This is a genomic window from Nonomuraea sp. NPDC050022, assembly GCF_044460705.1.
Classification (GTDB): domain Bacteria; phylum Actinomycetota; class Actinomycetes; order Streptosporangiales; family Streptosporangiaceae; genus Nonomuraea.
In genome coordinates this window covers 233,822-246,479 of sequence record NZ_JBITKE010000011.1, presented here as the reverse complement: position 1 = coordinate 246,479, position 12,658 = coordinate 233,822, and the positions used below count along the sequence as shown (strand labels likewise).

Below are 12,658 nucleotides of genomic sequence, written 5' to 3'. Positions count from 1 at the left end.
CACGAGCCGCGTCAGGACGGAACCTAGGGATGTCCCTAGTCCGGGAGCGAGCCCGTCAGGAGGACAGGTGACGGGCGCAGTCGTCGCGGTAGCGCTGCACCAGCTCGCGGATCCGCTCCGGATCGGCGAGCACGGCGCGTGACACCGACGGCACGACCGCCTGCCGTACCGGACCGAACAGCCGGGCCAGGTCGGCCGGAGCGGCGCCCTGCGCGCCCAGGCCCGGCGCCAGGATGGGGCCGTTGAGCTGCTCCAGCGGATGCTCCAGCGACGGGAGGGTGGCGCCGATCACGACGCCGACCGGACCCAGGGGGGCGCGGCCCGCGTTCGCCGCCGCGGCGCCCGCGAAGATCTCGCCCGCGACCGCCGTCTGCAGCGCCACGGCCTCCGGGTTGGAGGTGCGCGCCAGGACGAAGACGCCGGCGTCGTTGGCGATGGCCGACGTGATCGCGCCCTCCAGCGAACCGAACCCGAGGTAGGGGCTGAGCGTCACGGCGTCGACCGCGAGCGGGCTGCCCCGGTCGAGGTACGCCTCGGCGTAGGCGGCCATCGTGCTGCCGATGTCGCCCCGCTTGACGTCGAGGATCACCACCGTGCCCGCCTCACGCAGGTCGGCGATGACGCTCTCCAGCACGGCGATGCCCCGGCTGCCCCAGCGCTCGTAGAACGCGGACTGCGGCTTGACCACCGCCGCCACGTCGCCGATCGCGTCGACCACCGTACGGCTGAACCGCTCCAGCCCGGCCGGGGAGTCGTCGAGCCCCCACGCGTCGAGCAGCGCCGGGCTGGGGTCGATGCCTACGCAGAGTGGGCCGTACTTGTCGAGCCTGGACCGCAACCGTGTCCCGAACGACTCATTCACCACTGGACTCCCCTCGCGACGTACGCAGACTAACGGCGCCGGTCTGATGCGGGAAAGGTTTTCGACCATGGCGATATGGGCTGCCTCTTCTCGCCTCCAGTCTTCCAGAGTTCGCCTCCGGGGTAGATCAGCTGACATGTACGAGATCGCCCACCGCACGCTGACGCTGCGCACCGAGCCGCTACGCGAGGCCGTCGTCACGATCGGGCTGCCGATCGAGGAGCCGACGGGGGAGTGGTCGTGCCCTTACCGGATCGACGGGCTCGCCGGGTGGGAGCACGATCGCAAGGTCACCGGCGTCGACTCGCTCCAGGCGCTCGAACTCGCCATGACCATGGTGCGGGCCGCGCTCGCCGGCTCGCACGAGGCCAAGGAAGGGTTGCTGAGCTGGGACGAGGAGCCCCCCGAAGGACGCGAGCACACGGTGTACGTCCGGTGGGAGAAGGAGCACGACGTCGCCTATATCGCGATGAAGCACGAAATAGTGCCAGGAGAGGCGGTACGGCAGACTCTGTCGGAGGATGTCGTGCTCGACTACGCGGAGTCGGGAGAGCTGCTCGGCGTGGAACTGCTCAACGCGGCCACGACGATGCCGTCCGAGATGCGCCTCTGAGTGTTCTGAGTGGTCAGGCGGCAAGGGTGGAGCCGCGTATGACGAGTTCGGTGGCGAGTTCGACGTGGCGGGAGTCGATTTTCTCGCCCGCGGCCAGGCGCAGGGCGGTGCGCAGGGCGACGGCGCCCATCTCGCGCAGCGGCTGGCGTACGGTGGTCAGCTGCGGCGAGGTCATGGTGGCGATCTCGGTGTCGTCGAAGCCGACGACGCTGAGGTCTTCGGGGACACGCAGGCCACGGGCCCTGGCGGCCTGGATGGCGCCGAGGGCGCTCTCGTCGCCGGCGGCGAAGATGGCGGTCGGCGCGGGGCGCAGGTCGAGCACGGCGGCTCCTTCTTGCACCCCGTGGGGATAGCAGAAGCCCGCAGTACGGACATATTCGGGAGGTACGGGCACGCCCGCGGCTTCCATGGCGGCGCGGAAGCCGTGCATGCGTGCCTGGTTGACGGCCGCGGTCGCGGGTCCGCCGAGGTAGGCGATGCGGCGGTGGCCGAGGGCCAGCAGATGCTGTGTGGCGGACAGGCCGCCGGCGAAGTTGGTGCAGCCGACGCTGGTCACGGGGGCGTCCGGCAGGTTCAGGGGGTCGATGACGACCACGGGTAAACGTACTCGCGACAGCGCGGCCAGCTGGGCCTTGGTCGGCCCGTTGGTAAGGGTGATCATCGCCCGCCGCCCGGCGGCGACCAGGTCGCGAGCCCAGGAGATGCCGCCGCCGGCCATGCCCTTCGTGCCGCTGACGACGACCGCCACACCCGACTCGGCGCCGGCGTCGATCGTGCCCTTGATGATCTCGGTGGAGTAGGCGCACATCTCGTCCACCCACATCTCGACCGTGGCCGACCCATCGGCCCGGTCCCGGGGCGACGAGCGCGGGACGTAGCCGTGCTCCAGCAGCAGGGACTGCACCAGCGTACGGGTGTCAGGCGCGACTTCGCGGCGGCCGTTGAGCACCTTGGACACGGTGGCCACGGACACGCCGGCCGAAGCGGCGACGGTGGCCAGCGTGGTACGCCTGGGACTGCTCGCCATGAATTCCTCCCTAACGCCGACATATACCCAAAAGGGTTGCTCAGCCGCACCGGATTTAATGGTGAGGTGATCGCACCCCGTATCGTGGCAACAGACCTTGACGGAACCCTCCTCGACTCCACCGGCACAGTGTCCTCGCGCACCCGCCGCGCCCTGGGACGCGCCCGCGACGCCGGCGCCGACATCGTCTTCGTCACCGCCCGGCCGCCACGCGGCGTGGACCCGATCGCCGCGATGGCGGACGTCACCGGCACAGCGGTCTGCAGCAACGGCGCCATCGTCTACGACCTGGACACCCGCGAGATCACCAGCACGTACGCGCTCGACCTCGCCGCCGCGAGGAAGCTGATGGAGACGCTCCTCGAGGCCCTGCCCGGTGTCGCCTTCGCGGTGGAGACGGGCCGGCACGTCCTGGTCGAGCCCGCCTACACCAGGCGCGTCCTCCCGGACCTGCCCTTCACCCGCGAGGTCACGGACGCCTGCGAGGAGGGTGAGCCGGTCGTCAAGCTGCTGGCCTGGTCGGCGACGCACGCGGTGGACGAGATGTTCACCGCCGCCGTCGCGGCCGTCGAGGGCCAGGCCGAGGTGACGCACTCGGGCGGCAGCGGGCTGCTGGAGATCAGCGCTCCCGGGGTGACGAAGGCCGGCACGCTGGCCCGGTTGTGCGAGGAGCGGGGGGTGGACGCGGCCGAGGTGGTGGCGTTCGGCGACATGCCCAACGACCTCGCGGTCCTCGCCTTCGCCGGGGCGGGGTACGCGATGGCCAACGCGCACCACATGGTGATGGCGGCCGTCGAGCGGCGCACCTTGTCCAATGACGATCACGGGGTGGCCGCTGTCCTGGAGCGCCTGTACGGCTTGTGACCCGGTTGTTACTCCGCAGGTTGTATCACTGCGGCGGGCAGTGGCTCCTCTTCTCCATACGCTTCATACGCGGTCGAGACGGAGGCCACCGGATGCCGACCATCGACTACCAGAGCGAACCGTACGCCCCACGGGGGGAGGGGCGCGGCGCCGAAGGGCAGCATCGGCCCCACGTGTGGCCGCTGCCTGGCCAAGCCGCGCCGCCTGCCGGCCGAGGACCGTGGCTGGAGCGTGTCATGATCCCTCCCGATGACCTGGACCCGACGGACGAGTCCATTCTCGACGAGATCAGGAAGATGTTCTCGGTGCTCGACCCCGTGCCCGAGACGCTGGTCGAACGGGTCCAGTTCGCCCGCGAGTCCCATGAGTCCCGTTGTCCCCGCAGGTCCCGTGAGTCCCGCGGATGAGGACGCCGCTGAGTTTCAGAAGAAGATCCACGACCGGGCGGCCCGGTCGCATCCGCATGGGCTGGGTGTGTCTGCCTACGGGAGATCAGCGAAGGTACGGGCCTGGCCGTGTACGCCTCCTGGCGTACAGAGGATGACGACGGGCGTCGGATGCCGCGGTGTCGTGGCGGCAAGATCCTGGAGACCTCACGAGGTCAAAGGAGAAGCGAGTGGTAACTCAGGCCGCCAAGGGGACCGGATATCTGACCGCGTTCAAGATTATCGTCGCGCTGAACACGCTGGCGGTGCTGTTCCAGGCCGTGACGGCCGGCCAGTTGCTCAGCGGGGCGTCGGCGGGGGCCCATGACGTGGGGGCGGGGGCCGTACATGCGCTGGGGCTGGCGCAGCTCGTCGCGGCCGTGCTGATGTGGCGGCCGGGGCGTGGGGCGGGATGGCCCGCGCTGGTCGGGCTGGCGATTCTGCTTCTCGGGTTCGTGCAGTCGGCGGTGGGCGGGGCGGGTGTGCTGAGCGTGCACGTGCCGCTCGGGATGGCGGTCTTCGGGTTGAGCGTGTGGCTCCTGGTCTGGGCTTGGCGCCGCTGAGTCGCTCACGGGTGATCGACGGTTACAGGTCACCGTGTCTGGCCAGGTGGTCGGCCTTGCGGATGGGCTCCGGCAGGCGGTGGTACGGCGAGAGCCGCAGGACCTCGGCGCAGGCCGTGTCGAGGGTGACGCGGTGGCCCTGGGACACGTACACCGGCTTGACGGCCGACTGCGTACGCAGGACCCGGCCCACGGTCGAGCCGTCCAGCTCGATCGGCGTCCACGCGCCCCGAGCGGGGTCCGGGGCGTCGTGGGTGCCGACGAAGTGGGTCTTGCCCACGCCGATCGCGGGGAGTCCGGTGAGCACGCCCAGGTGGCAGGCCAGGCCGAACCCGCGCGGGTGCGCCAGGCCGTACCCGTCGCAGATCAGCAGGTCAGGGGTGACGGTGAGCCGTTCGAGCGCCTCCACCAGCGCGGGCAACTCGCGAAAGGCGAAGAGCCCCGGCACGTACGGAAACCGCGCCTTGCCACGAACCACCACTTGCTCGACCACCACAAGATCGCCCGCCGTGCCCTGTGCGTGGTCGTCCGTGGCGGCGGTTGTGGAGAGCACCACCACGGCGGCGGCTACCTCGTCCTCGCCGTGGTAGTGCACGTCGAGTCCCGCCACCGACGTGAACGAGGTCGGGCCGGTCAGCTCGAGGTGAAGCCGGAGGCGCTCCTGGATCGCCTCCGCCTCCGCGGTACTAGTCGGCCAAGGGTGAAGCTGGTTTACCCGCACATGGTTCAACCTATGCCCGTCAGCTCCCTGGGACGTCGTCCTGATGGATGAGCTTCCCCGAAGCGAATAGCGCGTTCTGTGGCCTCCACCCCTGGCAGTAGTTCGGGTCGTCGGCGAACCGCAGCGTCAGGGACCGAACATGCAGGCACGGCCATTCCTCGACGTTGATGTCACTGCCGAACCCTTCTCGGGGGATCCGCGAGCAGGCGCGGCACCCCGTGAACCACATTCCCCGCTGCTCCACACGGCCGCCGCCCGAGAAGATGTATGGGGCACACATTCGCCGGGGCTCATGGACGACGAGTCGCGCGAACCCCGCTTCATCCAGCCGCGTCAGCAGGAAGTCAAGCAGTTCCTCCACGAACGGCTCAAAGCGCGCCACTCCGGCATCATCTCATCAGATCCAAGCGGCCGACCAAGCCGTCCTTCGGCGGGGACATGACACCGCACGCACCTCCGGCCACAACGAGTGCCGCGGCCACGACCATCAAGCTCCGCACGTCTACCCGCACTCAGCTATGCGGCGGGTGAGCACCAAGGGGGCGTCCTCGGTGATGGCTACCGTGTGCTCGGAGTGGGCCGTGCGCGAGCCGTCCGCCGACCGGATGGTCCAGCCGTCGGCGTCGTAGACGATCTGGTCGGTCGTGCGGGCGAACCAGGGTTCGAGCGCGAGGGTCAGGCCCGGCCGGAGCGTAAGGCCGCGCCCTGCCCGGCCCTTGTTCGAAACGTGGGGCCCCTCGTGCATGGTGCGGCCGATGCCGTGGCCACCGAACTCGGTGTTGACCGGGTAGCCGTAGTCGTGGGCTACCGCCCAGATGGCCGCCGAGATGTCACCCAGACGATTGCCCGGACGCGCCACCTCGATCGCCGCCTCCAACGCTTCCTCGGTGGCGCGGATGATTCGCAGGTCCTCCTCGGCGGCGGTCCCGACGACGACCGTGCGCGCCGAGTCGGCCACCCAGCCGTCGACGCTGACCGCGAGGTCCGCGCTGAGTACGTCGCCGTCACGCAGCGTGTAGTCGTGGGGTATTCCGTGCAGGACGGCGTCGTTGACCGACAGGCAGATGACGTTGCGGAACGGGCCGCGTCCGAAGGACGGCGCGTAGTCCCAGTAGCACGACTCCGCCCCGGACCGTTTGATCATGCCGCGCACGTGGTGCTCCAGGTCCAGGAGGTTGACGCCCACGTCGGCGAGCCGGCCGACCTCGTAGAGCACCTCGGCGACGAAGCGCCCGGCCACGTGCATGCGTTGGATCTCCGCAGGCGTCTTCAGTTCGATCATGATTACCTCGCGTCACAGGATGCTGGTATTACTATACCGGCACCTTAACAGCTTGCCGGTATAGTAATACCAGCTCTATCCTGGGAGCATGGTCCGTCAACCGCTCACACCTGAGCAGATCGAAGCCGGCAGGCGTCTGGGCGCCCTGCTGCGTCACGCGCGAGCGGGACGCGACCTGGCGGAAGTCGCGCACGCGGCCGGCATCTCGCCGGAGACCCTGCGCAAGATCGAGACCGGACGGCTGCCCTCACCCGGATTCGGCACGATCGTCTGCCTCGGCGAGGCACTCAACGTGCCGCTTCAGGCGTTGGCAGCTATCTGGCGCGGCAACGACCTACCGCTGGAAGCCGCCTCGTAGCCGCTGTCGAATAGCGGACCAGCGGCGGCAGGTTCTGTAGTGTCGGGAACGTGAGGGATGTCCTGGTGGTCGTCGGCCCAGGGCTGGTCGCCGACGCCGCGTTGCTCAGCGAGATCGCCGAACGCGAGTTCGCCGCCCTCGGGGTCTCCGGCGCGCTCGTGCACGCTCGTGACGCGGCCGAAGTCATGATGTGTATGGCGGGCGGCGACGGTGAGTTGCCCGCCGCGGCCGTCGTGGTGGTTCCGGGGCCGGTGGATGAGGTGCGACGGCTCATGGGGCAGTGCCTTGGGCCCCTGGTGTGGCTGGATCTCGCCCGGGTGGACGGGGCTGAGGTGGGGGAGGGGGCAACGCACGTTCACGGGCGTGGCGTCGAGGGGTTGATCTGGGCGATTCGGCATGCCGTACACCGTCTGCGGCATCCGCGGATGCGGATCGCGTACGGGGCGCATCGCGATCAGTGGGGTGAGCTGTACCTTCCCGAGGGGGCGGTGGACAGGCCGGCTGTCGTGGTGCTCGTTCATGGCGGGAACTGGCGGTCGAACTGGGCGGCCGATCTCATGGACGCGCTCTGCCTCGACCTCGTCGGCCGGGGGTTCGCCGTGTGGAACCTCGAATACCGGCGTCCCGACCTGCACGGGTGGCGGGCGACCACCGCGGATGCGGCCGCTGGGCTGGCCGCGTTGTCGACGGTGGACGCGCCGATCGACCTCGGACGGGTCGCCGTCGTCGGTCACTCCGCCGGGGCGCAGCTGGCCTTCCGCGCGGTGGCCGACGGGGCGCGGGTTTCGCTGGTCGTGTCGCTGGCGGGGATGCTCGACCTCGTCGAGGCCGACAGGCGCCGGCTCGGCTCCGGCGCGGTCGCCGCCGCCCTCGGCACAGCCTCCAGCACCGGCCTCGAGGTCGGTACGGCGAGTCCGCTGCTCAGGTTGCCGTTGCGGGTCCGCCAGCTGATCGTCCAAGGGTCCGGGGACGAGCTGGACCTGGTGGACTTCGCGCGCCGCTACGCCAGGGCCGCCGGGGAGGCCGGAGATGACGTGACGTATCTGGAAATGTCCGGCGACCACTTCGCGGTGATCGACCCGCATGCCCCGATCTGGCGCACCACCGCCCTCGCCATCACCGATGCCCTCCGATAACCCGAACTTCACTCGACTCGCCGATCCTCCTCGCGCGGTGGGTAGGTGAATGTCTGGGTATCGGCCCAGCCCTGCGCGACGATGCGGTAGTCGTGCGCGGCTTCGCTGGCGGTGTGGTCAGGGCCGATGTCGACCGTGTCGGCGATCGACCAGGCTCCGTTGATCTTCTGTTCGATGACGTAGAGGAACTCGTTGAAGCCCAAGGAGGAGGACACGAACGTGTTGACGATGGTGAGAGAGCGGCGACCCGCAGTCAGGGTTCGCGGGATTTCGACGATCTGCTCCCGCCATTTGTAGGTGCTGTCGCCGGGTAGTTGCCGCCACGACCCGGCCGGATCCCCGTTGACGGTGATGGTGGCGTATTGCCGGGCGACGCCCGCGTCCAGGCGGCGGATCAGCCGCACTCCGCTGTTGGCGGGATCGACGGTCGCGGTGAACCGGCTCGACCCGCCGACGCTGAACGCACGGCCGTCATCGCTGACGATGCGGCCGGGACCCAAGGGGCTGCCGGCGGGGCTGCCGAGACCGTCGGACGCGATGTCTTGTGACGCTCCCCGCTGATCGAAGATGACGCTCAGGGCGCCCGCGGTCGCCAGCGCGGCCAACGCGGCCGACACGGCGGCTTGGCGCCAGCTTCGGCGGGGAATAGGGGCCGGCCCCGCCTCGTCCGGCCCGGCTGTCCGGCGGGCGAGCATCGCGCCGCCGGGGTCGCGATCCGGCGCCGTCGCGCCGGGCATCGCGCCAACGGGGTAGCGACCCGGCTCCGTCGCGGCGGGCAGCCGGGCGACTCGTACCCGCTCCCATGCCCTTTCCCACTCCGGGAGCTGATGCTCGGGCACCCGGCACGCCCGCAGGAAGGCCATCATCAACGCCTTCTTGGGGAAGCGCCGACCGGCCAGCATGTCCGCGCAGGTCGCCCGTGGCAGCCGGGTCCCACCCGCCTTGTCCGCCCGCAGCTGCAGCTCCCGCAGTGACGTATCGGCCCGCGCGAACCGCTCGGCCAGCAACCTCACCAGATCCTCGTGGCAGGTCACCGACTCCACTCCGGATCGGGACGCCTGCCTGACGATCAGGGACTCCTCGTCACCCTCGCTCATCGCCTCGAACCCCCGCCCTTCCGGCCTGCGCTCCTCCCTGCCGCAAAGTGTACGAGCGATTACCCATCGTGTCCGAGGGATGGCGGCAGCGGCGACCCGCCGTCCGGGCCTGGCCATCGGGTGGCTCGAGTCCGTCCGAGTCCGTCCGAGCTCCTGTTGGACACCTGGGCTGTGCCGCTTCGCTGGCTCTCAACGCGGCGAACCCGCCGCACCTGACGGAGCAGAAAGGCAGACCACCACCATGATGATCCGCAATGTCACGGCCACCGCCCTCCTGACCGCGGCCCTGTTCGGTGCCCTCCCGGGGGCCGCCGCCACCCCGGCCCTGGCGGCGGCCGCGGAGTGCGGGGTCCGGAGCGACGGCAAGCTCTACTGCGGAAACACCCCGAACGTCACCCTGTCCTACGACGCCTCCTTCCAGACCGCGGAGACCGGCGTACTGACGAGCAGTTTCAGCTGGTTCCAGTGCTGGGTCGAGGGCGGCCCGCATGCCGGCGGCAACAACGTCTGGTACCTCGCCGCGGGCGACAAGGCGGTGCCGCCCTACCGCGGCTGGGGCTTCCTGCCCGCCGTTCATGTGGCCACCGCCCATGACCCCGCGCCGGGCCTGCGCGAGTGCACCTTGGCCGACTACGACCTCATCGGACCGTGACGCCGCCGAGGTTCCGGACCCTCCAAGAGAACAACACTGAAGGAGAAACACAGATGAACAAGCGTCAGGTCATCGCCACGACCATCGCCACCACCGCATTCGCGCTGTGTGGGCTGGCCTCGCCCGCCGCCTCCGCGGAAGCCTGCGGGGTCGACCCGCACGACGGCAGGTTGCACTGCACCAACGACGAGGGCGGACTCCCCGTGTTCCACGAGCCCCGGCCCGTCGACGCCGTGGACTTCCTCGACACCACGCAGAGCTGGTTCACCTGCTGGACGCGGGGAGAGCTTCATCCAGGGGGCAACACCACCTGGTACGGAACCGTCGGCGACAGGTTCGGTGCCTTCGGGTACGTGCCGGCCTCCGTGGTGCACACACCGAGCGCCTTCGACGCCGACCCCGGCAAGTACGGCCTGCGCAGGTGCTGAACCCGCTCCACCTGAACCGGTAAGCGCCGCACCACCACCACGGCGACGTGACCGCCGCCGTGGTGGTGCGCGGGTGGGTCTGGTGCGTACGACGGAAGGGGACCGACACTGTGGACATGCAGTCGTACTCCAGCGCCACCGCGCCGACCCCCCTCCTGGGCGAGACGATCGGCGAGAACCTCGAACGGACCGTCGCGGCCTTCGGCGACCGGGAGGCCCTGGTCGATGTCCCCACCGGACGCCGATGGACCTACACCGAGCTCGACGCCGACGTGAACCGCCTCGCGCTCGCCCTGCTGGCCAAGGGCATCGCGAAGGGCGACCGGGTGGGCATCTGGGCGCCCAACCGCGCCGAGTGGGTGCTCGTGCAGTACGCCACGGCGAAGATCGGCGCGATCCTGGTCAACGTCAACCCGGCCTACCGGAGCCACGAGCTGGAGTACGTCGTCAAGCAGTCGGGCATGCGGCTGCTGATCAGCGCCCAGACGCACAAGAGCAGCGACTATCGCGCGATGGTCGAGGAGATCGGCTTCGCGAACTCCATCTACCTGGACGATCCGGGCTGGGACGCGCTCCTGGCCGAGACCGTCGCGGAGGACCGGTTGCGGGCCCGCATGTCGGAGTTGTCGTGCGATGACCCGATCAACATCCAGTACACCTCCGGCACCACCGGCTTCCCCAAGGGCGCGACCCTGTCGCACCACAACATCCTCAACAACGGCTATTTCGTCGGTGAGCTGATCCACTACACCGAGGCCGACCGGGTCTGCCTGCCGGTGCCGTTCTACCACTGCTTCGGCATGGTCATGGGCAACCTCGGCGCCACCTCGCACGGGGCCTGCGTGGTGATCCCCGCGCCGAGCTTCGAGCCCGAGGCGACGCTGCGGGCCGTACAGGACGAGAGATGCACGTCGTTGTACGGCGTGCCGACCATGTTCATCGCCGAGCTGGGGGTGGCGAAGGGGTACGACCTGAGCACGCTCCGGACCGGCATCATGGCCGGGTCGCCCTGCCCGGTCGAGGTGATGAAGCGCGTCGTCAGCGAGATGAACATGCGCGAGGTCGCCATCTGCTACGGCATGACCGAGACGTCCCCGGTGTCCACGATGACCAGGTCCGACGACGACCTGGCCCGCAGGACCGAGACCGTCGGCCGGGTGCTGCCGCACGTCGAGGTGAAGATCGTGCACCCGGAGACCGGGCTGACCGTGGCGCGCGGCGAGCCCGGTGAGCTGTGTACGCGCGGGTATTCGGTCATGCTCGGATACTGGGACGAGCCGGACAAGACCGCCGAGGCCATCGACGCCGCCCGCTGGATGCACACCGGTGACCTGGCCACCATGGATGACGACGGCTACGTCAACGTGGTCGGGCGGATCAAGGACATGGTCATTCGTGGCGGGGAGAACGTCTATCCGCGCGAGGTCGAGGAGTTCCTGTACCGGCATCCGGACGTCGCGGACGTGCAGGTGATCGGGGTGCCCGACGAGAAGTACGGCGAGGAGCTGATGGCCTGGGTCATCATGCGGGAGGGCGCCGAGCCACTGACGGCCGGGGCGGTCAGGGAGTTCTGCGCGGGGCGGCTGTCGCACTTCAAGATCCCGCGGTACGTCCACGTCGCGGACGCCTTCCCGATGACCGTCACCGGGAAGATCCGCAAGGTGGAGATGCGCAGGCGGTCGGTCGACCTGCTCGGGCTGGGCGACGGCGAAACGGCGCCCTGACCACGGACGTCCTGACTACAGGGGCGCGGCGCGCGCCTGGCATCGGGCGGCGCATACCCGGCTTGTTTGGACAGAACGGGCACGGCCTAGCATGGTCCGGTGATCGTCGGTGAGGTGCTCGGCCTGCTCGGGGTAGGCGTGGTCGCCGGCGTGGTCAGTACGGTGGTGAGCCTGGCGTCGATCGTCTCCTACCCGGCGCTGCTGGCGTTCGGCCTGCCGCCGCTGACCGCGAATGTCACGAACACCGTCGCGCTGATGTTCACCAGTGTGGGCGCGGCGGTCGGGTCGCGGCCGGAGCTGGCGGGGCAGGGCGGCCGGGTGCTGCGGCTGGGCTGGGTGACCGCGCTCGGTGGGGCGACGGGCGCGTTGCTGCTGCTGGTGACTCCGGCGCGGGCGTTCGAGCTGATCGCCCCATGGCTGATCGCGGGGGCCTCACTGCTGCTGGTCCGGCGGCCGACCGTCAAGCCGGGCGGTGAGCACGGGGTGTTGCTGCGGGTGGCGCTGTTCGTCGTGTCGATCTATGTGGGGTATTTCGGGGCGGCGGGCGGGATCCTGATGTTCGCGGTGCTGGCGGGCTTTCTCGACCAGTCGCCGGCCCGGCTGAACGCCGCGAAGAACATGCTGTCCGGGCTGGCGAACGCGGTGGCCGGGCTGGGGTTCGCGCTGTTCGGGCCGGTGGACTGGGGGGCGGCGGTGCCGCTGGCGGCCGGGTTCCTGCTGGGCGGGTGGCTCGGACCGAAGATCGTCCGCCGGATGCCCGGCCAGAGCCTGCGCTATCTGGCGGCTGCGTGCGGCGTGGCGGTGGCGATCAAACTCGGCTACGACTCGTACGTGGGCTGACGTGCTTGGGGGCGAGAATCCTCGGTTGATGTCGCTCGCCGTCGTGATGTGCCTGCTGGCCCCGCC

General features: G+C 69.8%; 16 protein-coding genes. 10 read left to right on the top strand and 6 right to left on the bottom strand.

From position 1 onward, the window contains the following. Nucleotides 1–55: 55 nt before the first annotated feature. A complete protein-coding gene (gene pyrF, locus ACIBO2_RS41745) occupies nt 56–862 on the bottom strand; it encodes an orotidine-5'-phosphate decarboxylase (RefSeq protein WP_358546367.1) in 807 nt (268 codons plus the stop codon). 136 nt (nt 863–998) lie between these two features. On the opposite strand from pyrF, the gene ACIBO2_RS41740 reads away from it, so the two are divergent. Next, nucleotides 999–1,475 carry a DUF2283 domain-containing protein gene (locus tag ACIBO2_RS41740; RefSeq protein WP_358546363.1) on the top strand — a complete coding sequence of 159 codons (477 nt, stop codon included), beginning with the start codon at nt 999–1,001 and terminating at the stop codon, nt 1,473–1,475. 13 nt (nt 1,476–1,488) lie between these two features. On the opposite strand, the gene ACIBO2_RS41735 is transcribed toward ACIBO2_RS41740, so the two are convergent. Beyond that, entirely contained in the window at nt 1,489–2,502 is a 1,014-nt protein-coding gene (locus ACIBO2_RS41735; RefSeq protein WP_358546360.1) for a substrate-binding domain-containing protein, read from the bottom strand. A gap of 66 nt (nt 2,503–2,568) precedes the next feature. On the opposite strand from ACIBO2_RS41735, the gene ACIBO2_RS41730 reads away from it, so the two are divergent. From ACIBO2_RS41730 to ACIBO2_RS41720, 3 genes are all read left to right on the top strand, one after another. Next, nucleotides 2,569–3,366, top strand: coding sequence for an HAD-IIB family hydrolase (locus ACIBO2_RS41730; RefSeq protein WP_358546357.1), 798 nt, complete (start codon nt 2,569–2,571; stop codon nt 3,364–3,366). 236 nt (nt 3,367–3,602) lie between these two features. After that, nucleotides 3,603–3,773: a hypothetical protein gene (locus ACIBO2_RS41725; protein WP_358546355.1), complete on the top strand. Its 171-nt coding sequence runs from the start codon at nt 3,603–3,605 to the stop codon at nt 3,771–3,773. 209 nt (nt 3,774–3,982) lie between these two features. Continuing rightward, entirely contained in the window at nt 3,983–4,354 is a 372-nt protein-coding gene (locus ACIBO2_RS41720; protein WP_358546352.1) for a hypothetical protein, read from the top strand. Between the two features lie 22 nt (nt 4,355–4,376). On the opposite strand, the gene ACIBO2_RS41715 is transcribed toward ACIBO2_RS41720, so the two are convergent. The 3 genes from ACIBO2_RS41715 to map all read right to left on the bottom strand — a co-directional run bounded on the left by ACIBO2_RS41715 (nt 4,377) and on the right by map (nt 6,357). After that, the gene (locus tag ACIBO2_RS41715; RefSeq protein ID WP_358546349.1) at nt 4,377–5,075 is read right to left on the bottom strand and encodes an endonuclease V; all 699 of its coding nucleotides are present in this window, start codon (nt 5,073–5,075) and stop codon (nt 4,377–4,379) included. Between the two features lie 19 nt (nt 5,076–5,094). Beyond that, entirely contained in the window at nt 5,095–5,457 is a 363-nt protein-coding gene (locus ACIBO2_RS41710; RefSeq protein WP_358546347.1) for a hypothetical protein, read from the bottom strand. 120 nt (nt 5,458–5,577) lie between these two features. After that, nucleotides 5,578–6,357 (bottom strand): type I methionyl aminopeptidase, encoded by a 780-nt coding sequence (map, locus tag ACIBO2_RS41705; RefSeq protein ID WP_358546344.1) that lies wholly within the window; start codon nt 6,355–6,357, stop codon nt 5,578–5,580. Nucleotides 6,358–6,445: 88 nt separating this feature from the next. Here map and ACIBO2_RS41700 point away from each other — a divergent pair, with 88 nt between their 5' ends. Together ACIBO2_RS41700 and ACIBO2_RS41695 are read left to right on the top strand one after the other, a co-directional pair. Beyond that, nucleotides 6,446–6,715, top strand: coding sequence for a helix-turn-helix transcriptional regulator (locus ACIBO2_RS41700; RefSeq protein ID WP_358546341.1), 270 nt, complete (start codon nt 6,446–6,448; stop codon nt 6,713–6,715). A 50-nt stretch (nt 6,716–6,765) separates the two neighbouring features. Further along, nucleotides 6,766–7,851, top strand: a complete 1,086-nt coding sequence (locus ACIBO2_RS41695) for an alpha/beta hydrolase fold domain-containing protein (RefSeq protein ID WP_358546338.1) — start codon at nt 6,766–6,768, stop codon at nt 7,849–7,851. A gap of 8 nt (nt 7,852–7,859) precedes the next feature. Here ACIBO2_RS41695 and ACIBO2_RS41690 read toward each other — a convergent pair whose 3' ends face one another. Then, nucleotides 7,860–8,948: a hypothetical protein gene (locus ACIBO2_RS41690; protein ID WP_358546335.1), complete on the bottom strand. Its 1,089-nt coding sequence runs from the start codon at nt 8,946–8,948 to the stop codon at nt 7,860–7,862. A gap of 241 nt (nt 8,949–9,189) precedes the next feature. Between ACIBO2_RS41690 and ACIBO2_RS41685 the strand changes: the two genes are divergently transcribed. The 4 genes from ACIBO2_RS41685 to ACIBO2_RS41670 all read left to right on the top strand — a co-directional run bounded on the left by ACIBO2_RS41685 (nt 9,190) and on the right by ACIBO2_RS41670 (nt 12,592). After that, nucleotides 9,190–9,600, top strand: coding sequence for a hypothetical protein (locus tag ACIBO2_RS41685; RefSeq protein ID WP_358546332.1), 411 nt, complete (start codon nt 9,190–9,192; stop codon nt 9,598–9,600). 53 nt (nt 9,601–9,653) lie between these two features. Beyond that, the gene (locus tag ACIBO2_RS41680; protein WP_358546329.1) at nt 9,654–10,028 is read left to right on the top strand and encodes a hypothetical protein; all 375 of its coding nucleotides are present in this window, start codon (nt 9,654–9,656) and stop codon (nt 10,026–10,028) included. A 116-nt stretch (nt 10,029–10,144) separates the two neighbouring features. Then, nucleotides 10,145–11,752, top strand: coding sequence for an AMP-binding protein (locus tag ACIBO2_RS41675; RefSeq protein ID WP_397304031.1), 1,608 nt, complete (start codon nt 10,145–10,147; stop codon nt 11,750–11,752). Between the two features lie 99 nt (nt 11,753–11,851). Further along, complete coding sequence (locus ACIBO2_RS41670) at nt 11,852–12,592, top strand: sulfite exporter TauE/SafE family protein (protein WP_358546326.1); 741 nt, start codon at nt 11,852–11,854, stop codon at nt 12,590–12,592. Nucleotides 12,593–12,658: the final 66 nt, after the last annotated feature.